Genomic DNA, 24,521 nt, shown 5'->3' with positions numbered 1-24,521 from the left:
CAAGGCTAGCGCGGCTCGCCCACGCGGGTGAGGGTGGTCACCGCCTCGACATGGTGCGAGTTGGGGAACAGGTCGAAAGCGGTGACGCCGCCGGCCTCGTATCCGAGGGCCCGGAAGGTCGCGAGGTCGCGCGCGAGCGCGACGGGATCGCATGCGACGTACACGATCGTCGCCGGACCGAGGGCCGCAACGCCCTCGACCACGTCCCGGCCCGCGCCGGATCGGGGCGGGTCGAGGACGACGACGCCGCGGGACAGCCGCTCGCGCTGGGCGAGGGATGCCTCGTCCCGCAGCCGCGCGAGCCAGCGGTCGACGCGCGCCGTCTCGGCGCGTGCGCCGACCCATTCGACGAGGTTCTGCCCGGCGTGCTCCGTCGCTCGCGGATCGGACTCGACCGTCGTGACGCGCGTGCCGGGCCCGCCGAGGTCTCCCAGCGTCGCCGCGAACAGGCCGACGCCGCCGTAGAGGTCGAGGTGCCACGCGTCGGGGTCCACGGCGCCCTGCAGCCGGGAGGCGACCGCCGACGCGAGCGAGTCGGCGGCGAGCCGGTGCACCTGCCAGAAGCCGCCCGCATCGACGCGGAAGTCGCGGCCGGAGGCGCGCTCGGTGACCGTCTCCCGGGCCGGGTCGTTCTTCACGGGGACCGTCGGCTTCGCCGGCCGCGCGCCGCCGCGGCGCGGTCCGGATCGCCGGGGGCGCTCGGCCTCGGGACGGGGGATGACGCGCACGCGGCCGTCCGCGGGCTGCACGAGGTCGATGCGGCCCGGCTTCCCCGCCGCGAGCTGCAGGGCTGCCCGGGCGACGGCCGGCGTCGCGAGGGGATGGTCCTCCACGGGGATGACGCGGTGACTGCGCGCCGCGTAGGGCCCGACGCGGCCGTCGGCGTCGACGTGAAGGCTCACCCGCGTGCGCCACCCGGTGCCGTCGGGGGTCTCCGCCGGGGCTTCGCCGTCGCCGGACGCGGGCTCGATCGCGATCGGGAGGTCGAGCCGCCCGATGCGCTCGAGGGCGTCCCGTGCGACCTGCAGCTTGAGCGCCCGCTGGTGGGCGAGCTCGATATGGCCGAAGTCCGCCCCGCCGGGGCGGTCCTCGGGCGGCGTGTCGACGTCGGCATGACGCCAGACGTGCGGGCGACGGTGGGGCGAGGCATCCAGGATCTCGAGGACCTCGCCGCGCCAGAACGAGCCCTTGCCGGTGTCGGTGAGGCGCACCCGCACGCGCTCGCCGGGGATCGCGTCGGGGACGAACACGACGCGCCCCTCATGGCGTCCGACGAAGACGCCGCCGTGCGCGACGCCTGTGACGTCGAGGTCGATGAGCCGCTCGTCCATCCCCCGAGCCTCGCACAACACGCGGCGAGGCGTCCCGGATCTCGGCTGGGTGTGACGTGGCGCCCGGACGAGCCGCGGGAATCCGCTCCTCGCCCGACGTCGGAGTCACAGCCAGCCGAGGTGCGGGACGGGCGGCTAGCGTGGAGCCATGCGCGTGCTCCTGGCCTCGACGTCGCCCGCCCGGCTCATGCTGCTGCGGCAGGCGGGAGTCGAGCCGCAGACGGCCTCCCCCGACGTCGACGAGGAGGCCGTGGTCGCCGCCGTCGAAGCCGCCGAGGGCCGCACCCTCGCGCCCGACGAGCACGTGCTGCTCCTGGCGCGGCGCAAGGCCGCCGACGTCGCCGCCCGAGCCTCGGAGGACGACCCCGACTTCGACGGGGTCGTCATCGGCGGCGACTCGATGTTCGAGCTCGACGGAGAGGTGCTCGGCAAGCCGTACACGGCCGACGCGGCGACGGCCCGCTGGATGACGATGCGCGGACGGACCGGAGTGCTGCACTCGGGTCATGCCGTCTACCGGCTGCGCCCGGGAGCCGAGCCGGTCGAGGCGCACGCCGTCGCCCAGGCATCCGTCTCGTTCGCGGCGGACGTGACGGATGCCGAGATCGCGGCGTACGTCGCCTCGGGCGAGCCGCTGCACGTCGCGGGCGCGTTCACGATCGACAGCCTCGGCGGTCCGTTCATCGAGCGCGTCGAGGGAGACCCGTCGACGGTCGTCGGGATGTCGCTCTCGACCCTCCGCCGGCTCGTGCGCGAGCTCGGAGTGGACTGGCCGACGCTGTGGAGCCGCTCGTAGACTCCCGCACACGCCGTCCGGCGTTTCTTGTGCGAGGCACCCAAAAACGCGAGGGACCCCATCGGTAGGCTGACAACCATGCCCAAGATCGCCAAGGTGCTCGTTGCCAACCGCGGGGAGATCGCAGTACGTGTCATCCGGGCGGCGCGCGACTCGGGCAAAGCCTCGGTCGCCGTGTACGCCGATCAGGACCGCGACGCCCTGCACGCCCGCCTCGCCGACGAGGCCTATGCCCTCGGGGGCTCCACGAGCGCCGAGACGTACCTCTCGATCGACAAGATCCTGTCGATCGCGCGCCGGTCCGGCGCCGACGCTGTGCACCCCGGCTACGGCTTCCTCGCCGAGAACGCCGACTTCGCCCGCGCGGTCATCGCCGCGGGTCTGGTCTGGATCGGCCCCTCGCCCGAGGCGATCGAAGCGCTCGGCGACAAGGTCACCGCCCGCCACGTCGCCGAGAAGGTCGGCGCACCCCTCGCCCCCGGCACACCCGGTCCGGTCAGCGGCGCCGACGAGGTCGTCGACTTCGCCGAGCGCGTGGGCCTGCCCATCGCGATCAAGGCGGCCTACGGCGGCGGCGGACGCGGCCTCAAGGTCGCGCGCACGATCGACGAGGTTCCCGAGCTCTTCGAGTCGGCGACCCGCGAGGCCATCACGGCCTTCGGCCGCGGCGAGTGCTTCGTCGAGAAGTACCTCGACAAGCCGCGCCACGTCGAGACGCAGTGCCTCGCGGATGCCGAGGGCAACGTCGTGGTCATCTCGACCCGCGACTGCTCGCTGCAGCGCCGTCACCAGAAGCTCGTCGAGGAGGCGCCGGCGCCGTTCTTGACCGACGAGCAGAACGAGACCCTGTACTCGGCGTCGAAGGCGATCCTCAAAGAGGTCGGCTACGTCGGCGCGGGCACGTGCGAGTTCCTCATCGGCGCCGACGGCACGATCTCGTTCCTCGAGGTCAACACGCGCCTCCAGGTCGAGCACCCCGTCTCCGAGGAGGTGACGGGCATCGACCTCGTCCGCGAGCAGTTCCGTCTCGCCGAGGGCGAGGCGATCGGCTACGACGACCCCGCCCCCGACGGGCACTCGATCGAGTTCCGCATCAACGGGGAAGACCCCGGTCGGGGCTTCCTGCCCCAGCCCGGACCGATCAAGGTCTTCAAGACGTTCGGCGGTCCCGGCATCCGCCTCGACTCCGGCGTCACGGCCGGCGACAGCGTGAGCGGCGCCTTCGACTCGCTGCTCGGCAAGATCATCGTCACGGGACGCGACCGCGAAGAGGCGCTCGAGCGCTCGCGCCGCGCGCTCGACGAGTTCGAGGTGGGCGGCCTGCCGACCGTCCTGCCGTTCCACCGCAAGGTCGTGCGCGACCCCGCCTTCACGGCGGAGGACGGCGGCTTCGGCGTGTACACGCGCTGGATCGAGACCGAGTTCGTCAACGACATCCCGCCGTGGGACGGCGAGCTGGGCGACGCCGTACCCGACGCCAACCGCCACACGGTCGTCGTCGAGGTCGCAGGCAAGCGCCTCGAGGTGAGCCTCCCCGACCGCATCGTCGCGGCGCCCGTCGCGGCCGGCCGGCCTGCGGCCGTGCCCCCGTCGCGCCGGTCGCACGCGCAGACGGTCGTGGCCGGGGCATCCGGGGACGCCGTCAAGGCCCCCATGCAGGCGACGATCGTCAAGGTCGCCGTCGAGGAGGGCCAGCAGGTCGTCAAGGGCGACCTCGTCGTCGTGCTCGAGGCCATGAAGATGGAGCAGCCGATCCAGGCTCACAAGGACGGCACGATCGGCGCGATCAACGCCGACCCCGGTGCGACGGTCTCGGCCGGACACCAGCTCCTCACCATCTCCTGACGCCGGCGACCCCACCCGCTCGTCGTCGGTTCGCGGCGACGGGCTCGGACGTCCTGGGTGTCCTTAGCCCGTGCTCTCGCCGAAAGCCCCCGCTCCGCGCGCCGCGAAACACGGGCGCTCGGCGAGAGCACGGGCTATCGACGCGCAGACGGGCGCGGGAGGGCTCCGGGATGCCGCGCCCCGCGGCATCCCGGATCGAGCAGCTCAGGCGCCGTAGATCGTGTGATCCACGACGTGCATGGCGCGCGCCGAGTCGGTGATCGTGCCCGACAGCGACGGGTAGACCGCGAAGACCCGCGACAGCTGGTCGACGGTGAGGCGGCGCTCGATCGCGATCGCGATGGGGTAGATGAGCTCCGACGCGCGCGGCCCCACGATGACGCCGCCGATGACGCTGCCCGAGCCCTGCCGGGCGATCAGCTTCACGAAGCCGTCCTTGATGCCCATCATCTTGGCGCGGGGGTTCGCGGCGAGCGGGAGCTTGTGCACGACGCCCTGGATGAGGCCGTCGGCGATGTCCTTCTCCTGCCAGCCGACTGTCGCGATCTCGGGCGCCGTGAAGATGTTCGACGCGATGCGGCGGCGCTCCAGCGGGATCACGACGTCGCCGAGGGCGTGGAAGACGGCCGTGCGGCCCTGCATCGCCGCGACGGAGGCGAGCGGGATGAAGGTCGTGCAATCGCCGGCGGCGTAGATGTTCGGCACCGACGTGCGCGCGACGCGGTTGACCTGGATGTGGCCCGAGTCGGTCATCTGGATGCCGGCCTCCTCCAGCCCGATGCCCTTGGTGTTGGGGATCGATCCGACCGCCATGAGGCAGTGACTTCCCTCGACCGTGCGGCCGTCCGACAGCGTCACGACGACGCCGTCGCCGACGCGCTCGACCTTCTCGGCGCGCGACTTCGACAGGAGGGTCATGCCGCCGCGCTTGAACACCTTCTCGAGCACGGCCGCGGCATCCGCGTCCTCACCCGGGAGCACCTGGTCGCGGCTCGAGACGAGCGTCACCTTCGCGCCGAGGTTCATGTACGCGCCCGCGAACTCGGCGCCCGTGACGCCCGACCCGACGACGATGAGGTGCTCGGGCAGGGAGGGCATGTCGTAGAGCTGCGTCCACGTGAGGATGCGCTCGCCGTCGGGCTTGGCGCTGGCGAGCTCGCGCGGTGAGGCGCCCACCGAGACGACGAGGGTGTCGGCCTCGATGCGGTCGAAGTCGGTGCCGCCGGGGCCCGTCGACACGATGACCGCGCTGTCGCCCTCCAGCCGCCCGTGACCCGAGATGATGCGCACGCCCGCCTCGACGAGCGACGCGCGCATGTCGTCGGACTGCTGCCGCGCAAGCGTGAGCAGCCGCTTGTTGACGGCGGTGAGGTTGATGGCGATCTCGGGCTTGAGCGGCTTGCCGTCCTTGCCCTTCGCGAACAGCTGCACACCGAGGTCGCTCGCCCCGGCGATCGCGACGGCCGCGTCGGCGGTCGCGATGAGCGACTTCGAGGGCACGACGTCGGTGATGACGGCCGAGCCGCCGACTCCGGCGCGCTCGACGAGTGTCACCTCGGCTCCGAGCTGGGCAGCGGCGAGCGCCGCCTCGTAGCCGCCGGGTCCGCCGCCGATGATCGCGACGCTCTGGGTGACTTCGAAGCTCACAGACATGACGCCCATTCTCCCAGTGCGCGAGAGGGTTCCGCGGCACGCGCCACCCTGGGAGGCGAGGGATGCCGCATCCCGCCGCTCTTCGGATGTCTGGCCCCCGGGAACGGCCGCTCCCTAGAGTGGGGTCCATGTCCGACATGACCAACCCGTTCGACGACCCCGCCGCCGACCCGTTCGCGATCGCCGCCCAGGCCGCCGACGACATCGCACGCATCACTGGCGTCGAGCATCACGACATCGCCCTCACCCTCGGCAGCGGGTGGGCAGGAGCAGCCGAGCTCATCGGAGAGCCGACCGCGACCTTCCCCGCCACCGACGTCACCGGCTTCGGCAAGCCCGCCCTCGAGGGGCACGTGGGCACGCTCCGCAGCATCCTGACCCCCCGCGGCAAGCGCGTGCTCGTGATCGGCGCGCGCACGCACTTCTACGAGGGCCACGGCGTGCGCCGCGTCGTGCACAGCGTGCGCACCGCGGCGGCGACGGGCGCCCGCACGATGGTGCTGACCAACGGCGCGGGCGGGATCAAGCGCACCTGGAAGCCGGGCATCCCCGTGCTCATCAGCGATCACATCAACCTGACGGCGGCGACCCCGCTCGAGGGTGCCACGTTCATCGACCTGACCGACCTCTACTCGCTGCGCTTGCGCGATCTCGCCCGGTCGATCGATCCGAGCCTCGACGAGGGCGTCTACTGCCAGTTCACGGGGCCCCAGTACGAGACGCCGGCCGAGGTGCAGATGGCCAAGACCATCGGCGGCCACATGGTCGGCATGTCGACCGCGCTGGAGGCGATCGCCGCACGGCAGTCGAAGATGGAGATCCTCGGCTTCACGCTCGTGACCAACATGGCGGCGGGCATCCAGACCACCCCGCTCAGCCACGAGGAGGTCATGGAGGCCGGACGTCAGGCCGGTCCCGTCATCTCGTCGCTGCTCGCCCGCGTGATCGGCGCCCTGTGAGCGCCGCCGACAGCGCCCGCGCGTGGCTCGCGCAGGATCCCGATCCCCAAACGCGCGAAGAGCTCGAGGACCTGCTCGCCCGTGCGGAGGAGGGGGATGCCGCGGCCGCCGAAGACCTGGAGGACAGGTTCGCGGCGCGGCTGGCGTTCGGCACGGCGGGACTCCGCGGCGAGCTGGGCGCCGGAAGCAACCGGATGAACCGCGTGCTCGTCGCGCAGGCCGCGGCGGGCCTTGCCGCGTACCTGCTCGAGAAGGCCGGCGACTCCGCCGAGCTCGGCGAGCGGCCGCTCGTGGTGATCGGCTACGACGGGCGGCGCAACTCCCGCGTCTTCGCGAAGGACTCCGCCGAGCTGTTCGCCGGCGCGGGTCTGCGCGCGATCCTCCTGCCGCGCCTGCTGCCCACGCCCGTCCTCGCGTTCGCCGTGCGGCACCTCGGCGCCGACGCGGGCGTCATGGTGACGGCGAGCCACAATCCCCCGAACGACAACGGGTACAAGGTCTACCTCGGCGGCTCCGACGACGGGGCGCAGATCGTCTCGCCCGCCGACGCCGAGATCGCGGCGCACATCCAGCGCGTCGCCGATGCGGGCGACGCCGCGGCCCTCCCCCGCTCGCTCGGGTACGAGACCGCCCCCGAGACGCTCGTCGACGCCTACGTGACGGAGACGGCAGCCGTCGCGCCCGCGCCCGCAGGCGCCGAAGGGCTGCGCTGGGTCTACACGGCGATGCACGGTGTGGGGTGGGAGACGCTGTCGCGCATCCTCGACGAGGCGGGCTATCCGGCCCCGACGCTCGTCGAGGAGCAGATCGAGCCCGATGGCGCGTTCCCGACGGTGTCGTTCCCCAACCCGGAGGAGCCGGGCGCGATGGACCTCGCGTTCCAGACGGCCCGCGAGGCCGGGGCGGAGCTCGTCATCGCCAACGACCCCGACGCCGACCGGCTCGCCGTCGCGCTTCCCGACGACGCCGTCGAGGGCGGGTGGCGCCGGCTCACCGGCAACCAGATCGGCCTGCTGCTGGGCTGGCGCGCGGCACGTCTGGCATCGACCCTTCGACAGGCTCAGGGACAGGATGCCGCACCCGGGGCATCCCTCGCCTGCTCGCTCGTGTCGTCGCCCGGCCTGCAGACCGTCGCCGAGCACTACGGGCTCGACTTCCACGCGACGCTCACCGGCTTCAAGTGGATCTCGCGGGCACCCGGGATGGTGTTCGGTTTCGAGGAGGCGCTCGGCTACCTCGTGAACCCCGACACGGTGCGCGACAAGGACGGCATCTCGGCCGCCGTCGCGATGCTCGGCATGATCGCCGAGGCCCGCGGCCGGGGCGCCTCGCTCGCCGACCTCCTCCACGAGTTCGATGAGACGTTCGGGTACTTCGCGAGCGACCAGATCTCGGTGCGCGTCGACGACCTCTCCGTCATCGGCCGGATCATGGCGGCGCTGCGCGAGCAGCCTCCGACGAGCATCGGCGACGTCGGCGTCGAGCGCATCGACGACCTCCTCGAGGGCTTCGACGACCTGCCGCCCGGCGACGTGCTGCGGATGTGGCTCCAGGGCGGATCGCGCGTCGTCGTGCGGCCGAGCGGCACCGAGCCCAAGCTCAAGCTCTACCTCGACGTGCGCGGCGACTCGGCCGACGACGCGCGCCATCGGATCGAGAAGCTCGCGGCGGGCGCACGGGAGCTGCTCGCCGCGCAATAGGCTCGACGGCGTGCTGCTGACCGAACCGATCACGCTCGAGAACGACTGGGTGCGGCTCGAGCCGCTCTCCGCCGACCACGCCGAGGACCTCGGCGACGCCACGGAGGGGCTCGAGTACGCCTGGTACACGACGGCGCCGACGCGCGACGAGATCCCCGGCGAGATCGCCCGGCGCTTGAGGTGGCAGGCCGAGGGCCACATGAACGCGTGGGTCGTGCGGCGCCTGGCGACCGGCCGTGCAGTCGGCATGACGACGTTCTGCAACATCGACCAGGCCAACCGCCACGTCGAGATCGGTCACACGTGGCTCTCGCCGACGGCGCAGCGCACCGAGGTCAACACGGCGGCGAAGCTCCTGCTCCTCGCCCACGCGTTCGACGCGTGCGCCGCGATCGCCGTGGAGCTGCGCACGCACTGGCACAACCGCCAATCGCGCGCCGCGATCGCCCGCCTCGGGGCCAAGCAGGACGGCGTGCTGCGCAACCACCGGCTCGGCCCCGACGGCACGCTCCGCGACACCGTCGTGTTCTCGATCCTCCCGCAGGAGTGGCCCGCCGTGCGCCTCGGCCTGCGCGAGCGCCTCGCCCGCGGATAGGCCCGCACCCCGGCATCCCTCCCCTGCGGCGTACTCCCCGCGGTTCGGGGCACCATCCGTCCCCGGCGTATTTCCGGGTTTGGGGCGCCGATCGTCGGCGCCACGCCGTCAGCCCCGGCGTGTCGGCTCCGGGACGCGCCCCAAACCCGCTGCGCCGCACCGCGGCACACGGGTCAGCGCTGGTTGGGGGCACTTCCCGTCCTCCTCGGCCCGCCGCCCGTGCCTGCCCCGGGTTTGGGGCGCCATCCGTCTCCGCCACACCGTCGGCCCCGGCGTGTCGACTCCGGGACGCGCCCCAAACCCGCTGCGCCGCACCGCGCACACGGGTCAGCGCTGGTTGGGGGCACTTCCCGTCCTCCTCGGCCCGCCGCCCGTGCCTGCCCCGGGTTTGGGGCGCCATCCGTCTCCGCCACACCGTCGGCCCCGGCGTGTCGACTCCGGGACGCGCCCCAAACCCGCTGCGCCGCACCGCGCACACGGGTCAGCGCTGGTTGGGGGCACTTCCCGTCCTCCTCGGCCCGCCGCCCGTGCCTGCCCCGGGTTTGGGGCGCCATCCGTCTCCGCCACACCGTCGGCCCCGGCGTGTCGACTCCGGGACGCGCCCCAAACCCGCTGCGCCGCACCGCGCACACGGGTCAGCGCTGGTTGGGGGCACTTCCCGTCCTCCTCGGCCCGCCGCCCGTGCCTGCCCCGGGTTTGGGGCGCCATCCGTCTCCGCCACACCGTCGGCCCCGGCGTGTCGACTCCGGGACGCGCCCCAAACCCGCTGCGCCGCACCGCGCACACGGGTCAGCGCTGGTTGGGGGCACTTCCCGTCCTCCTCGGCCCGCCGCCCGTGCCTGCCCCGGGTTTGGGGCGCCATCCGTCTCCGCCACACCGTCGGCCCCGGCGTGTCGACTCCGGGACGCGCCCCAAACCCGCTGCGCCGCACCGCGCACACGGGTCAGCGCTGGTTGGGGGCACTTCCCGTCCTCCTCGGCCCGCCGCCCGTGCCTGCCCCGGGTTTGGGGCGCCATCCGTCTCCGCCACACCGTCGGCCCCGGCGTGTCGGCTCTGAGTTGCGCCCCGAACCCGCTCGCACTGCTCCTCCCCAGTTAGCACCGGCACGGCGGCATCCACATGAAACGCCCCGCGCAGGATGCCCGACGGCGCAGTGGCGCACCGTGGGGATATGGATCAGCTGCCGCTGTACACCCGCACCGAACTCGTGGCCTCGGGACTGGCATCCGCCGAAATTCTCGCGTGCACGGAGAGCGGGCTCCTGAAACGGCTGCGACCCGGGATCTTCACGCTCGCAGAGTCGTGGTCGAACGCGACTCCCGAGGAGCGGGTGGTAACCCGTGCTCGTGCGCTCGCCGCGGTCTCAGCGACTCCGCCGCTGTTCGCGCACGAGACGGCGGCGGCGATCCAGGAGGCGCCGCTCTTCGCGCCCGATCCCCACCGAGTGCACGTGATCCTCGACATCAGCCGGCCGGGAGCGGCCGCCGGTGTCGTCCGGCACCGCGGCGAAGTTGCGTCCGACGAGATCCTGGTCATCGACGGCCTTCAGTGCACGGCGCTGACCCGTACGGTGGCCGACATGGCACGAACCGCGAGTTTCGAGCAGGCGGTGACGGTCGCGGATGCCCTCCTCCGGCGGGCGTGCGTCAACGATCGGGCCGAATATGACGCCGATCGTGCTGCTCAACTCGCCGACGACATGCTCACGATCGTGCGGCGGAGCGCCCACGGACAGTCGCGCGCCAAGCGTGTGCTCGGCTTCGCCGATGGACGCGCCGAGCGCCCGGGCGAGTCGGTGAGCAGGATACGACTGGTCGAGCTCGGCTTCCGCCGGTTGCGCCTGCAAGTTCCCGTCGCTGCGCCGCGCGGGACCGATTATCGGGTCGACCTGGGAATCGAGGACGTGCCAGCGTGGGGAGAGTTCGACGGTCGGATCAAGTATGAGGACGGTCGCATCCTGGTGGACAGAACTCCCGACGAAGTGTTCGACCGCGAGAAGCAGCGTGAGGACTGGATCCGCGGCACGACGGGTCTGCCGCTCGTCAGGTGGGGATGGTCCGACATCAAGACGGCGGCGACTCTCGGCGAACGGCTCGCTGCGTTCGGCATCCGTCCTCCGCAGTGACCTGAGCGCTCGGGGCGCGAATCGTTGACGACACGCCCGCGCGTGCGGCGCGTCGCGCACCCCGCGCGCCCCGAACGGAATCAGTCCCCGTCACGGCCCCCACGCCTCCTCGGGTCCGGCGTGAGTGCAATCCCGGGTGTTCGGGGCGCGAATCGTTGACGACACGCCGAGCACACAGCCTGTCGTCACTCGAATGCGCCCCAAACCCGAAGAACAAGGGCCGACTCGAGACCAAGCCGCGCTGCGACGGGCCAAGTCGCGCTGCGGCGGGCTCAGCCGTCACGACGGCGGCGGGCTCAGCCGTCGACGACGGCGACGAGCTCGTCGAGGAACGCCGCGAAGTCGGTGCCGCGGCGTACGATGCGCTGCACGCTCTCGCGCTCGGAGAAGACCTCGACGAGCTGCTCGAACACCGTCTGGAAGGCCTCGCGGTCGGTCTCCGAGAACGCGACGAGCGCGACGACCTGCACGCGGCCCTCGCCCCACGGGATCGACGGGTCGGCGATGCCGACGGCGATGGCCGTGCGCGTCGCGGTCATCCCGAGCGCGTGCGGCACGGCGAGCGCGTCGGTGAATGCCGTCGACGACAGGTGCTCGCGCTGGATGGCGCGCTCGACGTAGTCGTCGTCGATCACGCCGCGCTCGACGAGCATCGAGCCGAGACGCCGGATGATGTCGTCCTCGCCCGAGGCATCCAGCCCCCGCACGAAGGCGGAGGGCTCGAAGTACCGCTCGAGCTCGGCGCGCAGGCGGGCGAGGCGTCGCCCGCGGCGGATGCGTCCGGCCGCCGCCTGCACGCGCTCGATGTCGCCGTCGGTCAGGAAGGGCTGGATGCGCACGATCCGGTCGCCCGGCACGGCTGCTCCCGGGTCGATCGTCGTGAGCACGAGGTCGGTGTCGATCGAGGACCAGTCGGGGTCGACGCGCGTCTCGACGCCCGTGACCTCGATCGCCTGCCCCAGTGACCGGTCGACGGACGAGCGCAGCAGCTCGTGCAGCTCGTAGTAGCCGGGGCACACGATCGTCGCGGTCAGCAGCTGGTCGGCGCGGCGGCTGCGCTCGAGGCGCCCGCCGACGTGCATCGCGATGTACGCGATCTCATCGTCCAGGAGCGGGATGCCGAGCCGCTCGTGCAGCCCGTTCGCGATGAAGACGGCGACCTCGAAGATCATCGGATACGTCGACTTGAGCGACCGCGTGAGCGGGTTGCGCGACCACGCCTGCTCGCGGGCGCGCAGGCGCAGGTTCTGGACGTGCAGGGCGAGTCGCAGGATGAAGTCGTCGTGCACGATGTCGACGAGGAATTCGGATGCCGCCTCCGCGACGATGTCGCGGACGGCTCCCTCGACCTCGGGGTCGAGGCGCTCGCGCACGTGCATCTTGGGCGCGGTGGCGCCGGGCGCGACGACGCGGGTCAGCACGAGCGACGCGAGGTGCTGCAGCTCGGCCGATCCGAGCTCGACGCCGAGGTCGCGCCCGACGAGCCTCCTCAGGATCGCGGCCACTTCGGCGTTCGCGGGCGAGGCCTCGCCCGCGTCGGCGTCGAGGGCGCGGTGCTGCGCGACGCGGTCCGCCGCGATCGCGATGTGCATGACGACGTCGGCGATGCCGTACTCGTTGACGAAGTAGCCGAGAGCACCGAGCTCGGCGGCGAGCTCGGTCTTGAACGGCCCGAAGGCGCGCGCGCCGACCGACGCATCTCCGAGCGTGCGGCGCAGCGCCTCGAGGTCGAACGAGCCCGCGTCCATCTCGTCGTGCGCGAGCCTGCTCAGCAGGCGCCGCTGCGCCATCTCGGTGCCGCGCAGCCGCGCGCGCGAGGCCGAGCGCTCGAGCGTGAGCTCCGTGCCGCCCAGGAGCCCCCGCACGCGCGCGAGGTCGGCGTCGAGCGTCGCCGACGAGACATGCAGCGAGTCGGCCGTCTCGAAGACGTCGACGCCGTCGGGCGAGTCGAGCAGGGCGCGCACGAGCAGGTGCAGCCGATCGCGCGGGGTCGAGGCATCCATCGACCCGTTCGACCGCAGCGCCGCGGAGGCGTCGGGCCCCGCTCGATAGCCCTGCGGCCCCGACTCGATCGCGATTCCCGTCGCGACCCGCGCGTTGACGGCGGTCACGTACGAGCGGATGCTGCGGGGCGTCACGCCCAGAGCGTCGGCGAGGGTCGCCGCCGTGGCCCAGTCTCCGTCGCGCGCGAGCAGACCGAGCAGGCGGTCCTGTCTCGCTCTCGTCACCGGATCCTCCGCGTCGCGCGCCGCCGTCCGACGCGCGAATCCAGTCTTCCACGCAGGCGCCCCCTGTCGGCCCGACACCCGGGCGCCTTCCGCAGGGGCGGAAACGAACGTGGTTGTCGGCTCCCAGGGTTTTCACAAGAATGGCCAACACAGAGAGGCGGGTCGATGAGGATCCTCGTGGTCTGCGGTGCAGGTGCGTCCAGCACGTTCGTCGCGCAGCGTGTGCGTCACGCCGCGCACGAGAACGGCCTCGCCTACTCCGCCTTCGCCGGCACCGAGCAGTCGCTGCCCATCGACCTCGATGCCGCCGACGTCGTCCTGGTGGGTCCGCATCTCGCACACGCGCTCGAGCGCATCGAGCGGGATGCCGCGATCCGGGGGACGACGGTGGTGCTGCTCCCGTCCGACATCTTCAACGATCTGGACGGGACGCGGACGCTTCAACTCGTCCGCGACGCGGTCGGAGGCTCCGGGGAGATCCCCGAGGCCCCGGGCGGCACCACTTCGTGATACGCCCCACTGGCTCGTACGACACAACACGCTGGACCGACTGAGAGGAAACGACATGGCCCCCATCTCCCGCACGGTGCGGATCGGATCATCGCACGGCCTGCACGCTCGTCCCGCGAAGCTCTTCGCGCAGGCGGCGAAGGATGCCGGCATCCCGATCACCATCGCGAAGGACTCGGGCTCGCCGGTGAACGCGGCGAGCATCCTCGGCGTCATCGCGCTCGGCGTCGAGCAGGGCGACTACGTCACGCTGACGGCCGACGGCGACGGGGCGGAAGCCGCCCTCGACACGCTGGCCGAGCTTCTCTCGACCGATCACGACGCGGAGTAGGCCATGGCGGAATTGCGTGGTGTGGGCATCGGACTGGGCGTCGCCCAGGGTCCCGTCGCCCGGATGTCAGAGCCGCTGCCGACGCCCGGCGACGGGCCGAGCACGCTGAGCATCGGCGAGGAGACGGCGCGCGTGCGCGAGGCCGTCGGCGCCGTCGCGCGCGAGCTGGAACAGCGGGGCGCGCAGGCCGGGGGCGCGGCCCAGGATGTGCTCGAAGCCCAGGCGATGATGGCCGAGGATCCCACCCTGGAGCAGGAGGTCGACGACCGCATCGCCCAGGGCAAGTCGGCGGAGTTCGCCGTGTTCGACGCGTTCGCGTCGTTCCGCGACCAGCTCGTCGCCCTCGGCGGCTACCTCGGCGAGCGCGCCGCCGACCTCGACGACGTCGCACAGCGCGTCATCGCGCGGCTGCGCGGCGTGGCGGCGCCCGGCGTGCCGGACCCCGGGCATCCGTTCGTGCTCGTCGCGAAGGATCTCGCCCCGGCCGACACGGCGCTGCTCGACCTCGACAAGGTCCTCGCGCTCGTCACGACCGAGGGCGGTCCCACGTCGCACACGGCGATCCTCGCGCGCGAGAAGTCGATCGTCGCCGTCGTCGGCGCCGCGGCCGCGAAAGACCTCGCCGACGGCGAGACGGTGATCGTGGATGCCGCCGCCGGCGTCGTGACGACCGAGCCGACCGCCGCCGAGCTCGAGCGGGCCCAGAACCGCGCCGACGCGCGGGCTGCGCAGGCATCCGCCCCCATCACTCCGGGTGCGCTCGCCGACGGAACGGCCATCCCGCTGCTCGCGAACCTCGGCAAGCCCGAGGGCGCGGAGGAGGCGGTCGCCCTCGGCGCCGAGGGCGTCGGCCTGTTCCGCACGGAGTTCCTGTTCCTGAGCTCCACCCACGCGCCGACGGTCGAACAGCAGCGCGAGTCGTACACGAAGCTGCTGTCGGCGTTCCCCGGCCAGAAGGTCGTCGTGCGGGTCCTCGACGCCGGTGCCGACAAGCCGCTCGCGTTCCTCAACGACGCGCACGAGGAGAACCCGGCACTGGGCCTGCGCGGCATCCGCGCGCTGCGCGCGAGCGAGGACATCCTGCGCGAGCAGCTCACGGCGCTGGCCGAGGCGGATGCCGCGACCCGGCACACCGAGGCCGGCCCGGCGGACCTGTGGGTCATGGCGCCCATGATCGCCACCGTCGAGGAGACCGACTACTTCACCGCCCTGGCGCGCGAGTACGGCATCAAGACGGCCGGCGTCATGGTCGAGGTGCCCTCGTCGGCGCTGCTGGCCGACCGCATCCTGCGGGTCGCCGACTTCGCCTCGATCGGCACGAACGACCTCACGCAGTACACGCTCGCGGCCGACCGCCTGCTCGGCTCCGTCGCGGGGTTCCAGGATCCGTGGCATCCCGCCGTGCTCCAGCTCATCCGCGACGTCGGCCAGGCGGGCCGCGAGAACGGCAAGCCGGTCGGGATCTGCGGCGAGGCCGCCGCGGATCCGCTGCTGGCCGTCGTCCTCGTGGGCCTGGGCGCGACGAGTCTGTCCATGGCCCCCACCGCTCTCGCCGACGTCCGCGCGTCGCTTTTGGAGCACACCCTCGCTGAGGCGCGCGGAATCGCCGAAGCAGCCATCGCCGCGGACGACGCGGCATCCGCCCGAACCGCGGCTCGAGAAGCCGCTTCCCGATAAAAGGAGACACAGCAATGACAACGGCGTCAGCACCGGCTTCCGGTGCCAAGAAGGCGCAGGTTCACGTCCAGCGCTTCGGAACCTTCCTGTCCGGCATGATCATGCCGAACATCCCCGCGCTCATCGCGTGGGGCATCTTCACGGCGTTCTTCATCGAGGCCGGGTTCACCCCGAACGCGGCCCTCGCCACGATCGTCGGACCGTTCATCCACTACCTGCTGCCGCTGCTGATCGCCTATACGGGCGGCAACATCGTGTACGGCATCCGCGGCGGCGTCGTCGCCTCGATCGGCACGATGGGCGCGATCGCGGGTTCCGACCTGCTCATCGCGAACTTCAACGCCACGCTGCCCGAGGGCGCTGCGCCCCTCGGCCAGGTGCACATGTTCATCGGCGCGATGATCATGGCCCCGGTCGCGGCGTACAGCATGAAGTGGCTGGACAGTCTGTGGGAGGGCAAGATCAGGGCGGGCTTCGAGATGCTCGTCAACATGTTCTCGGCCGGCATCTGGGGCTTCGCGATGGCGATCCTCGGGTTCTACCCCATCGCGCTGATCGTCAACTGGCTCATGCAGGTGCTGTCCAACGCCGTGAACTGGCTCGTCGAGATGAACCTGCTGCCGCTCACGAGCATCGTGATCGAGCCCGCCAAGGTGCTGTTCCTCAACAACGCCATCAACCACGGCGTGCTGACCCCGCTGGGCATCCAGCAGGCGGCCGACGAGGGCTCGTCGATCCTGTTCCTCCTCGAGGCGAACCCCGGCCCGGGTCTCGGCATCCTGCTCGCGTTCAGCTTCTTCGGGCTCGGCGCGGCACGCGCGTCGGCACCCGGTGCAGCCGTGATCCAGTTCGTCGGCGGCATCCACGAGGTGTACTTCCCGTACGCCCTGATGAAGCCGATCCTCATCCTCGGCCTCATCGCCGGCGGCATGACGGGCGTCACGACGAACATGCTCCTCGGCGGCGCGCTGCGTGCCCCGGCCGCTCCGGGAAGCATCCTCGCCGTCATCGCGCAGACCCCTCCCGGCAAGTACTTCGCCGTCCTGCTGTCGGTCGTGCTCGCCGCGGCGGTGTCGTTCATCGTCTGCTCGCTCATCCTCCGGGCCACGCGCAAGCGCGACCTCGAGGAACTCGCCCTCACCGACGACGCGTTCGGCGCCGCGATCACGCAGACCGAGGCAGCCAAGGGCAAGTCGTCCGACGCGCTTCGCAACCTCCGCGGCGGGGCGGCCACCCAGGCCGACGGCAGCGCCGGTGCGGCGACGGCCACCGAGAAGGAGATCCGCAGCATCGTGTTCGCTTGCGACGCGGGCATGGGCTCGTCGGCGATGGGCGCGAGCGTCCTGCGCAACAAGATCAAGAAGGCGGGCATCGATGATGTCACGGTCGTCAACAAGGCGATCGCGAGCCTCGACGGCTCGGCCGACCTGGTCATCACGCAGAACCAGCTCACCGATCGCGCTCGCGCGCAGTCGCCCAACGCGGTGCACGTCTCGGTGGACAACTTCATGAACAGCCCGCGCTACGACGAGGTCGTCGACCTGGTCAAGGCGCAGCACGAGGACGCCGGAGCGTAGTCCGAAGACTCTCCGGGGTCGGATGCGCGAGATGCCCCGGCCCCGGAGTTCGGACTGTGCCCCGGTCGTCGCGCGGACACACGGCGCGGCGGTCGTCGCGCAGACGCAGCGCGGCGGCGGCCTCGCAGACACACAACGAGTACAGACAGCGAGAAAGGCGAAGACATGGCACGTGAGGTCCTGAGCATCGGGCAGGTCCGCATCCATTCGGGTGGAGCAACCCGCGACGATGCGATGAAGGAGGCGGCCGACATCCTCGAAGCGGTGGGCTCCGTCACCGGCGAGTACTTCGACGCCATGAAGCAGCGCGAGCAGACCGTCTCGACCTACATGGGCAATGAGCTGGCCATCCCGCACGGCACGAACGAGACGAAGAACACGATCCTCGCGTCGGGCCTGTCGGTCATCCGCTACGACGGCGGGGTCGACTGGGACGGCGAGCCCGTCACGTTCGTCATCGGCATCGCCGGCAAGGGCGACGAGCACCTCGAGATCCTGTCGCAGATCGCGATCCTCTTCTCCGACGAGGACGAGGTCGCGCGCCTGAAGACGCTCGAGACGCCGGAGGAGCTGTACAGCGCCCTCGCCGAAGCGGTCAACGAGTAGCGATGAAGGCCGTCCACTTCGGCGCCGGCAACATCGGGCGCGGGTTCGTAGGGCTGCTCCTCCACGAGGGCGGCTACGAGCTCGTGTTCTCGGATGTCGCGGCCCCCCTCGTCGACGCCATCAACGCCGTCGACCAGTACACCGTGCACGAGGTCGGGGAAGGCGGGCGCGACACCGTCGTGACCGGCTTCCGCGCCCTCAACAGCGGGACCAGCCCCGACGCGGTCATCGACGAGATCGCGAGCGCGAACGTCGTGACGACCGCCGTCGGGCCGACGATCCTCAAGTTCGTGGCACCCCTCGTGCTGTCCGGCCTCGCCCTGCGCGACCCGCAGGCTCCGCCGCTGCAGGTCATGGCGTGCGAGAACGCCATCAACGCGACCGACCTCCTTCGCGACGAGATCCGCGAGCGGGCGGGCGACGCGTGGGAGGCGCTGCAGGGCCGCGCGGTCTTCGCCAACACGGCCGTCGACCGCATCGTGCCGGCACAGCCCGAGGGCGGCGGCGTCGACGTGACGGTCGAGCCGTTCTTCGAGTGGGCGATCGAGCGACCGCCGTTCGGCGACGATCCGCCGAACATCCCGGGCGCCCACTTCGTCGACGACCTCGCGCCGTACATCGAACGCAAGCTCTTCACCGTCAACACGGGTCACGCGACGACGGCGTACTTCGGCGCGCAGGCCGGCGTCGAGCGCATCTCCGACGCCCTCGCCGACGAGTCCATCGCGGGCAGGGTCGCGGCGGCGCTGGAGGAGACGTCGGCGCTGCTCTCGGTCAAGCACGGCCTGGACCCCGCCGAGCTCGCCGAGTACCGCGCCACGATCCTCCACCGCTTCCGCAACGACGCCCTCCCCGACACGGTGTGGCGCGTCGGGCGGCAGCCGCTGCGCAAGCTCTCGCGGCACGAGCGGTTCATCGGCCCCGCCGCCGAGGCCGCCGAGCGCGGACTGTCGACGCAGGCGCTGATCGCCGCCATCGGGGCGGCGCTGGCGTTCCAGGATGCGGAGGACGAGCAGGCCGTTCAGCTGCAGGCCCTCCTCCGGGAACAGGATGCCGCGACCCTCACGGGGACGCTCACGGGCCTCGAGCCCGAGCATCCCCTCTTCCCCAAGGTGCAGGACGTCATCGCAAGGAGGCAGGCCGAACTAGGCTCGGTCGCGTGACAGCGGACGCGCCAGACACCTCCTCCGACGCCGCAGAGGCCGCAGCCGCCGACGCGCCGCCGCGCAAGCGGCGCCGCGTCGGTCTGCGGATCCTCTGGTGGACGCTCGGCGTCATCGGCGGGGTCATCGTCGCCGCGATCGTCGGCATCCTCATCTGGAGCCAGGTCGGGGTCGCGCAGGCCGAGCCCGAGCCGCTCGCCGCCGTCAAGGCGGACGACCGCATCGTCATCACAGACGACGAGGCGGGCATCCTGATGCAGCCCGCCGAAGGGGCATCCGACGTGGGTCTCGTCTTCATCCCCGGCGGCAAGGTCGACGCGTGGGCCTATGCGTCGAAGCTGTCCGGCGTCGTGGCGGACGACCACATCACCGTCGTCATCACGAAGCCGTGGCTCAACCTCGCGTTCTTCGACCTCCGGCCGCTCGGCTCGTTCACGGCGCTCGCGCCCGACATCAAGACCTGGATGGTGGGCGGCCACTCGCTCGGCGGCGTGCGCTCGTGCATGCTCGCCTCGCAGGCGAAGGCGCTCGTGCTGTTCGGCTCCTACTGCTCGAGCGACCTGTCCGGCTGGACGGACTACCCCGTCCTGAGCATCGGCGGGAGCGAGGACGGACTGTCCACCCCCGAGAAGATCGCGGACGCACGGCACCTGCTGCCCGAGGATGCCGAGCTCGTCGAGATCGACGGTGCGAGCCACTCCTCGTTCGGCGACTACGGGCTCCAGGACGGCGACGGCACCCCCACGATCTCCGACGAGGAGATGATCGCCGAGCTCACGCAGCTGCTGCGAACCTTCAGCGAGCGCGTGGGCTGACAGCCGGCCCGTCGCTCGAGTTAACACCCGCTAACATCGAGAGGTCGATCGGAGCCCGGTCGGCACGACGGCCGCGGCGCGGCCCGAATACGGCCGGGGTGCGGCCGGCACGACGGAGTGTGGGAGACATGCAGGAGCACCGGTACGCCATCATCGGGGCGGGCCCCTCGGGCCTCGCGGCGGCGCGCGCGCTGCAGAAGGCCGGGATCGCGTTCGACGGGTACGAGGCATCCCGCGGCGTCGGCGGACTGTGGGACATCGAGAACCCGCGCTCGACGATGTACGAGTCGGCGCACCTCATCTCATCGCGTACCACGACGCAGTTCGCCGAGTTCCCGATGGACGGGGCTCCCGACTACCCGAGCCACCGGGTCCTGATCGAGTACTTCCGCGACTACGCCGCGCGCTTCGGGCTCGACGCCCGCTTCCGGTTCGACACGAAGGTCACGCGCCTGGAGCGCACCGACGACGGCGGGTGGATGCTGCACGCCGACGGTGCCGTCGCCCAGCGCTACGCGGGGGTCATCCTCGCGAACGGCACGCTCGCCGAGCCCAACATCCCCGTGTTCCCCGGCGAGTTCACCGGCGAGCTGCTCCACACGAGCGCCTACAAGCGCGCGACGCAGCTCACCGGCAAGCGGGTGCTCATCATCGGCGCGGGCAACTCGGGCTGCGACATCGCGGTCGACGCCGTCCATCACGCGGCATCCGTCGACATGAGCGTCCGCCGCGGCTACTACTTCGTGCCGCGCTACCTGTTCGGGCGTCCCTCCGACACGCTCAATCAGGGCAAGCCGCTCCCCGCCCGCCTCAAGCAGCTCGTCGACACGCGCGTCCTCCGCGCCTTCACGGGCGACCCCGTGCGGTTCGGCTTCCCCAAGCCCGACTACCGCATCTACGAGTCGCACCCGATCGTCAACACGCTCATCCTCAACCACCTCGGCCAGGGTGATCTGCGCATACGGCCCGACGTCGACCGCTTCGACGGCACGACCGTGCACTTCCGCGACGGGTCGAGCGGCGAGTACGACACCGTGCTGCTCGCGACCGGCTACACGCTCGACTACCCCTTCGTCGACCGCGCCGAGCTCAACTGGACGTCCTGGTCGCCCGAGCTCTTCCTCAACGTCTTCCCGCCTTCGTTCAACGGCCTCTACGTCATGGGCATGATCGAGGCGTCCGGAATCGGCTGGCAGGGCCGCTACGAGCAGGCCGAGCTCATCGCCGAGTACCTCGCCGCGCTCGAGCGCGATCCGGCCCGGGCGGAAGAGCTCCGCCGCCGCGTCGCCGACGATCCCTGGCCCGACCTCACAGGCGGCTACCGGTACCTGGGGCTCGAGCGCATGTCGTACTACGTCAACAAGGACGCCTACCGCGCGGCCGTGCGTTCCGCCGTCGCGTCGCTGCGCGAGGCGCCCGGCCCTGCTGTTCGGGATGCCGCGCCCCGCCGCCGAGCGAAGGCACGCGCATGAACGTCGACGACGTCGTCCTGAACTTCAACCCGAACACGCTGCTGATCCTCAATGTCGTGCTCGCGCTCATCATGCTGGGCATCGCTCTGGACACGGCGCCGGAGGACTTCAAAGTCGTCGCACGCAAGCCCAAGCCCTTCGTCATCGCGATCCTCGCGCAGTTGATCGTGCTGCCCGCCGTGACGTTCTGCCTGACGCTCATCCTCCCGGTGACGCCGTCGATGGCCCTCGGCATGCTCCTCGTCGCGTGCTGCCCGCCGGGGAACATCTCGCAGGTGCTGACCCACCGCTCGGGCGGCAACGTCGCCCTGTCGGTGTCGATGACGGCCGTGTCGAATCTCATCTACATCGTGGTGCTGCCGTTGTCGATCGCGTTCTGGGGATCGCTTCATCCCACGGCGCGCTCTCTCCTGGAGACCGTCGAGCTCAACCCGTGGCAGATGCTCGTCGACATCTTCCTCATCATCGGCGTCCCCTTCCTCACGGGGCTCGGCATCCGCGCCCGCTTCCCCGCCTTCGCGGCGAAGGTGCAGCCGTTCGTCAAGTGGTTCTCGCTCCTCGCGCTCGTGGGCTTCATCGTCGCGGCCCTCGCGGGCAACTGGTCGTACTTCGTCGCCTTCCTCGGGATCATCCTCGCGGTCGTCGCGATCCACGACGCCGTCGCGCTCGCGATCGGCTACTCGACCGCGGTCGTCGGCGGGCTCGGCACGCGCGAGCGCAAGGCCATGACGTTCGAGGTCGGCATCCGCAACGCCGGCCTCGGCCTCGGGCTCGTCTTCACCTTCTTCGGCGGCCTCGGCGGCATGGCGATCGTCGCCGGCTGGTGGGGAATCTGGGACATCATCGCGGGCCTCGCCGTCGCGGCGCTGTGGGCGCGGCACACGCGCCGGCGCACCGGATCGGCCAAGGGCGACGCGACGCGGCACGCGACCGCCCCCGAGGCTGCCTGATGCGGGTCCTTGTGACCGGCGGCGCCGGCTTCCTCGGCACGCATGTCGCGTCGGCCCTCATCGCCCGCCCCGAGGTGGAGCTCGTCGTGGCGGGCGACGTGCGGCCGCCCGGCGAGCCCGTCGACGGCGTGGTCTACGACTCCTGCGATGTGACGCGCCCCGAAGGGCTCGAGCCACTGCTCGAGCGGCACCGCATCGACGTCGTCGTGCACCTCGCCGCGATCGTCAACCCGGGCCGCGACCACGACCTCGAGTTCCGGGTCGACGTCGACGGCACGCGACACGTGCTCGAGGCCTGCGTCGCGGCCGGCGTGCGCCGAGTCGTCGTCTCGTCGTCGGGCGCCGCATACGGGTACCACGCCGACAGTCCCGAGTGGCTGCGCGAGAGCGACCCCGTTCGCGGAAACGACGAGTTCCCGTACGCCAAGCACAAGCGGCTCGTCGAGCAGATGCTCGCGGGCTACCGCCTCGCCCACCCCGAGCTCGAGCAGGTCGTCTTCCGCATCGGCACAATCCTCGGTCCGACCGTGCGCAACCAGATCACGGCGCTGTGGGACGGTCGCCGCATCCTCGCGATCCGCGGCTCCGACTCGCCCTTCGTTTTCGTATGGGTCGACGACGTCGCAGCCGCCATGGCGCGCGCCGCGACGGACGGACCGCCCGGCGTCTACAACGTCGCCGGCGACGGCCGGGTGACAGTGCACGAGCTCGCCCGCCGCCTGGGCAAGCCCGTCCTCACCGTGCGGGCCGACGTGCTCGCGCTCGCCCTGCGGGTCGGACGCGCCCTGCGGCTCACGGTGCACGGCCCCGAGCAGGTCGGGTTCCTCCGCTACCGCCCTGTGCTGGCCAACGACGCGCTGAAGCGCGAGTTCGGCTACACCCCGGCCAAGACGAGCATCGAGGCGTTCGAGGCCTACCTCGCGACGCATCCCGGCGTCGCGCGCGGCTGACCGGCGGCATCCCCCTCCTGAATCCGGGTTTGGGGCGGATGCCGTCACCGACACGCCGCGTCGCTCAGCGTGTCGCGCGCGGGATGCGCCCCAAACGCAACGAAGGCGGGGGCCAGCCGTCAGGCGTCGAAGCCGTCGCTGATGATGTCGATCAGCTCCTCGCGCTCCTCGACCGGCAGGAACGAGCCGGCCGCGGCGTTGAGCTGGAAGGTCTCGAGGTCTTCGAGGTCGTACTCGAACGTTTCGGCGAGCAGGGCGAGCTCGCGCGTCAGCGACGTGCGGCTCATCGTGCGGTTGTCGACGTTCACCGTGACGCAGAATCCGAGCTGGTATAGCAGATCGAAGGGGTGGTCCTCGATCGTCGTGCCCCAGCGTGCGATCGCACCGGTCTGCAGGTTCGACGTGGGCGAGAGCTCGAGCGGGATCTCCCGGTCGCGCACCCAGCGGGCCAGGTCGCCGAAGGTGACGAGCACCTCCTCGCCCTCGCGCGAGACGATCTCGAGGTCCTCGGCGATGCGCACGCCGTGCCCGAGGCGCAGCGCACGCCCGTCGAGCAGCGCCGAGCGGATCGAGTCGAGGCCCGCCGCCTCGCCCGCATGCACGGTCGCCGGGAAGAACTCCGACGCGAGGTAGTCGAAGGCCGCCTTGTGCCGCGACGGCGGGAAGCCGTCCTCGGGGCCGGCGATGTCGAAGCCGACGGCGCCGCGGCCGCGGAAGTCGACCGCGAGCTTCGCGATCTCCAGCGAACGGTCGGTGTGGCGCATCGCGGTGATGAGCTGCCCGACGCGGATGTCGCGCCCGTCGCCGTCGGCGGCATCCTCGCCCTCTTCGATGCCTTCCTGCACCGCCTCGACGGCCTCCTCGAGCGACAGGCCCCGGCCGAGGTGCTGCTCCGGCGCCCAGCGCACCTCGCCGTAGACGACGCCGTCGGCGGCGAGGTCTTCGACGAACTCGCGCGCGACGCGACGGAGCCCATCAGCGGTCTGCATGACCGCAGTCGTCAGGTCGAACGTCTTCAGGTACTCGACGAGCGAGCCGGAGTCGCTCTTCTCGGCGAACCAGTCGGCGAGGTCGTCCGCGTCGTCGGACGGCACCTCCAGACCGATCTGGTCGGCGAGCTCGATGATCGTCGCGGGGCGCACGCCGCCGTCGAGGTGGTCGTGCAGCGAGACCTTCGGGAGGCTCCGGAGGGAGACGCCCTGGAGGACGGCGTCGCCGTGCTGGTCGATGGGCATGTG

20 protein-coding genes are annotated in these 24,521 nt (G+C 71.6%); 16 read left to right on the top strand and 4 right to left on the bottom strand.

What is annotated here, in order from left to right; all coding sequences use genetic code 11:
- Nucleotides 1-5: 5 nt before the first annotated feature.
- Nucleotides 6-1,331: a class I SAM-dependent RNA methyltransferase gene (locus tag ACH3VR_RS10170; protein WP_396640674.1), complete on the bottom strand. Its 1,326-nt coding sequence runs from the start codon at nucleotides 1,329-1,331 to the stop codon at nucleotides 6-8.
- Between the two features lie 148 nt (nucleotides 1,332-1,479).
- On the opposite strand from ACH3VR_RS10170, the gene ACH3VR_RS10165 reads away from it, so the two are divergent.
- Together ACH3VR_RS10165 and ACH3VR_RS10160 are read left to right on the top strand one after the other, a co-directional pair.
- Nucleotides 1,480-2,127 carry a Maf family protein gene (locus ACH3VR_RS10165; protein WP_396640673.1) on the top strand — a complete coding sequence of 216 codons (648 nt, stop codon included), beginning with the start codon at nucleotides 1,480-1,482 and terminating at the stop codon, nucleotides 2,125-2,127.
- Nucleotides 2,128-2,205: 78 nt separating this feature from the next.
- The gene (locus ACH3VR_RS10160; RefSeq protein WP_396640672.1) at nucleotides 2,206-3,972 is read left to right on the top strand and encodes an acetyl/propionyl/methylcrotonyl-CoA carboxylase subunit alpha; all 1,767 of its coding nucleotides are present in this window, start codon (nucleotides 2,206-2,208) and stop codon (nucleotides 3,970-3,972) included.
- Between the two features lie 204 nt (nucleotides 3,973-4,176).
- Here the strand turns inward: ACH3VR_RS10160 and ACH3VR_RS10155 are convergent, their stop codons facing one another.
- On the bottom strand, nucleotides 4,177-5,625 hold the full coding sequence (locus ACH3VR_RS10155) for an NAD(P)H-quinone dehydrogenase (protein ID WP_396640671.1): 1,449 nt from the start codon (nucleotides 5,623-5,625) through the stop codon (nucleotides 4,177-4,179).
- A gap of 128 nt (nucleotides 5,626-5,753) precedes the next feature.
- On the opposite strand from ACH3VR_RS10155, the gene ACH3VR_RS10150 reads away from it, so the two are divergent.
- The 4 genes from ACH3VR_RS10150 to ACH3VR_RS10135 all read left to right on the top strand — a co-directional run bounded on the left by ACH3VR_RS10150 (nucleotide 5,754) and on the right by ACH3VR_RS10135 (nucleotide 11,004).
- Complete coding sequence (locus ACH3VR_RS10150; protein ID WP_396640670.1) at nucleotides 5,754-6,584, top strand: purine-nucleoside phosphorylase; 831 nt, start codon at nucleotides 5,754-5,756, stop codon at nucleotides 6,582-6,584.
- Entirely contained in the window at nucleotides 6,581-8,284 is a 1,704-nt protein-coding gene (locus ACH3VR_RS10145) for a phospho-sugar mutase (protein ID WP_396640669.1), read from the top strand. Before ACH3VR_RS10150 ends, ACH3VR_RS10145 begins: the two co-directional genes overlap by 4 nt.
- Nucleotides 8,285-8,294: 10 nt before the next feature.
- The gene (locus ACH3VR_RS10140) at nucleotides 8,295-8,879 is read left to right on the top strand and encodes a GNAT family N-acetyltransferase (protein ID WP_396640668.1); all 585 of its coding nucleotides are present in this window, start codon (nucleotides 8,295-8,297) and stop codon (nucleotides 8,877-8,879) included.
- Between the two features lie 1,171 nt (nucleotides 8,880-10,050).
- Nucleotides 10,051-11,004, top strand: coding sequence for a hypothetical protein (locus ACH3VR_RS10135; RefSeq protein WP_396640667.1), 954 nt, complete (start codon nucleotides 10,051-10,053; stop codon nucleotides 11,002-11,004).
- A gap of 296 nt (nucleotides 11,005-11,300) precedes the next feature.
- Here ACH3VR_RS10135 and ACH3VR_RS10130 read toward each other — a convergent pair whose 3' ends face one another.
- Nucleotides 11,301-13,232, bottom strand: coding sequence for a BglG family transcription antiterminator (locus ACH3VR_RS10130; RefSeq protein WP_396640666.1), 1,932 nt, complete (start codon nucleotides 13,230-13,232; stop codon nucleotides 11,301-11,303).
- Between the two features lie 165 nt (nucleotides 13,233-13,397).
- On the opposite strand from ACH3VR_RS10130, the gene ACH3VR_RS10125 reads away from it, so the two are divergent.
- The 10 genes from ACH3VR_RS10125 (at nucleotide 13,398) to ACH3VR_RS10080 (ending at nucleotide 23,283) form a co-directional block, all read left to right on the top strand.
- Nucleotides 13,398-13,742, top strand: coding sequence for a PTS sugar transporter subunit IIB (locus tag ACH3VR_RS10125; protein ID WP_396640665.1), 345 nt, complete (start codon nucleotides 13,398-13,400; stop codon nucleotides 13,740-13,742).
- A gap of 55 nt (nucleotides 13,743-13,797) precedes the next feature.
- Nucleotides 13,798-14,073: an HPr family phosphocarrier protein gene (locus tag ACH3VR_RS10120; RefSeq protein WP_396640664.1), complete on the top strand. Its 276-nt coding sequence runs from the start codon at nucleotides 13,798-13,800 to the stop codon at nucleotides 14,071-14,073.
- A 3-nt stretch (nucleotides 14,074-14,076) separates the two neighbouring features.
- Nucleotides 14,077-15,750 (top strand): phosphoenolpyruvate--protein phosphotransferase, encoded by a 1,674-nt coding sequence (gene ptsP / locus ACH3VR_RS10115; RefSeq protein WP_396640663.1) that lies wholly within the window; start codon nucleotides 14,077-14,079, stop codon nucleotides 15,748-15,750.
- A gap of 14 nt (nucleotides 15,751-15,764) precedes the next feature.
- Nucleotides 15,765-17,327 carry a PTS mannitol transporter subunit IICB gene (locus ACH3VR_RS10110; protein ID WP_396640662.1) on the top strand — a complete coding sequence of 521 codons (1,563 nt, stop codon included), beginning with the start codon at nucleotides 15,765-15,767 and terminating at the stop codon, nucleotides 17,325-17,327.
- 165 nt (nucleotides 17,328-17,492) lie between these two features.
- A complete protein-coding gene (locus ACH3VR_RS10105; RefSeq protein WP_396640661.1) occupies nucleotides 17,493-17,933 on the top strand; it encodes a PTS sugar transporter subunit IIA in 441 nt (146 codons plus the stop codon).
- 2 nt (nucleotides 17,934-17,935) lie between these two features.
- Complete coding sequence (locus ACH3VR_RS10100; RefSeq protein WP_396640660.1) at nucleotides 17,936-19,096, top strand: mannitol-1-phosphate 5-dehydrogenase; 1,161 nt, start codon at nucleotides 17,936-17,938, stop codon at nucleotides 19,094-19,096.
- Nucleotides 19,093-19,911 carry an alpha/beta hydrolase gene (locus ACH3VR_RS10095; protein WP_396640659.1) on the top strand — a complete coding sequence of 273 codons (819 nt, stop codon included), beginning with the start codon at nucleotides 19,093-19,095 and terminating at the stop codon, nucleotides 19,909-19,911. The genes ACH3VR_RS10100 and ACH3VR_RS10095 overlap by 4 nt, the downstream gene beginning before the upstream one ends.
- A 128-nt stretch (nucleotides 19,912-20,039) precedes the next feature.
- On the top strand, nucleotides 20,040-21,383 hold the full coding sequence (locus tag ACH3VR_RS10090; RefSeq protein ID WP_396640658.1) for a flavin-containing monooxygenase: 1,344 nt from the start codon (nucleotides 20,040-20,042) through the stop codon (nucleotides 21,381-21,383).
- The gene (locus ACH3VR_RS10085) at nucleotides 21,380-22,333 is read left to right on the top strand and encodes a bile acid:sodium symporter family protein (protein ID WP_396640657.1); all 954 of its coding nucleotides are present in this window, start codon (nucleotides 21,380-21,382) and stop codon (nucleotides 22,331-22,333) included. The genes ACH3VR_RS10090 and ACH3VR_RS10085 overlap by 4 nt, the downstream gene beginning before the upstream one ends.
- Nucleotides 22,333-23,283: an NAD-dependent epimerase/dehydratase family protein gene (locus ACH3VR_RS10080; RefSeq protein WP_396640656.1), complete on the top strand. Its 951-nt coding sequence runs from the start codon at nucleotides 22,333-22,335 to the stop codon at nucleotides 23,281-23,283. The genes ACH3VR_RS10085 and ACH3VR_RS10080 overlap by 1 nt, the downstream gene beginning before the upstream one ends.
- 119 nt (nucleotides 23,284-23,402) lie before the next feature.
- Here the strand turns inward: ACH3VR_RS10080 and ACH3VR_RS10075 are convergent, their stop codons facing one another.
- On the bottom strand, nucleotides 23,403-24,518 hold the full coding sequence (locus ACH3VR_RS10075; RefSeq protein ID WP_396640655.1) for an adenosine deaminase: 1,116 nt from the start codon (nucleotides 24,516-24,518) through the stop codon (nucleotides 23,403-23,405).
- Nucleotides 24,519-24,521: the final 3 nt, after the last annotated feature.

This window comes from Microbacterium alkaliflavum (assembly GCF_044325405.1).
GTDB classification, from domain to species: domain Bacteria; phylum Actinomycetota; class Actinomycetes; order Actinomycetales; family Microbacteriaceae; genus Microbacterium; species Microbacterium alkaliflavum.
The sequence above is the reverse complement of the archived record's forward strand: the minus strand, read 5'-3'. Positions and strand labels throughout refer to the sequence as shown.

Bases quoted from the DNA above. Each gene is read 5' to 3' on its own strand.
- ACH3VR_RS10170 (WP_396640674.1), bottom strand. From the start codon at position 1,331: ATGGACGAGCGGCTCATCGACCTCGACGTCACAGGCGTCGCGCACGGC.
- ACH3VR_RS10165 (WP_396640673.1), top strand. From the start codon at position 1,480: ATGCGCGTGCTCCTGGCCTCGACGTCGCCCGCCCGGCTCATGCTGCTG.
- ACH3VR_RS10160 (WP_396640672.1), top strand. From the start codon at position 2,206: ATGCCCAAGATCGCCAAGGTGCTCGTTGCCAACCGCGGGGAGATCGCA.
- ACH3VR_RS10155 (WP_396640671.1), bottom strand. From the start codon at position 5,625: ATGTCTGTGAGCTTCGAAGTCACCCAGAGCGTCGCGATCATCGGCGGC.
- ACH3VR_RS10150 (WP_396640670.1), top strand. From the start codon at position 5,754: ATGTCCGACATGACCAACCCGTTCGACGACCCCGCCGCCGACCCGTTC.
- ACH3VR_RS10135 (WP_396640667.1), top strand. From the start codon at position 10,051: ATGGATCAGCTGCCGCTGTACACCCGCACCGAACTCGTGGCCTCGGGA.
- ACH3VR_RS10125 (WP_396640665.1), top strand. From the start codon at position 13,398: ATGAGGATCCTCGTGGTCTGCGGTGCAGGTGCGTCCAGCACGTTCGTC.
- ACH3VR_RS10120 (WP_396640664.1), top strand. From the start codon at position 13,798: ATGGCCCCCATCTCCCGCACGGTGCGGATCGGATCATCGCACGGCCTG.
- ptsP (WP_396640663.1), top strand. From the start codon at position 14,077: ATGGCGGAATTGCGTGGTGTGGGCATCGGACTGGGCGTCGCCCAGGGT.
- ACH3VR_RS10110 (WP_396640662.1), top strand. From the start codon at position 15,765: ATGACAACGGCGTCAGCACCGGCTTCCGGTGCCAAGAAGGCGCAGGTT.
- ACH3VR_RS10105 (WP_396640661.1), top strand. From the start codon at position 17,493: ATGGCACGTGAGGTCCTGAGCATCGGGCAGGTCCGCATCCATTCGGGT.
- ACH3VR_RS10100 (WP_396640660.1), top strand. From the start codon at position 17,936: ATGAAGGCCGTCCACTTCGGCGCCGGCAACATCGGGCGCGGGTTCGTA.
- ACH3VR_RS10090 (WP_396640658.1), top strand. From the start codon at position 20,040: ATGCAGGAGCACCGGTACGCCATCATCGGGGCGGGCCCCTCGGGCCTC.
- ACH3VR_RS10085 (WP_396640657.1), top strand. From the start codon at position 21,380: ATGAACGTCGACGACGTCGTCCTGAACTTCAACCCGAACACGCTGCTG.
- ACH3VR_RS10080 (WP_396640656.1), top strand. From the start codon at position 22,333: ATGCGGGTCCTTGTGACCGGCGGCGCCGGCTTCCTCGGCACGCATGTC.
- ACH3VR_RS10075 (WP_396640655.1), bottom strand. From the start codon at position 24,518: ATGCCCATCGACCAGCACGGCGACGCCGTCCTCCAGGGCGTCTCCCTC.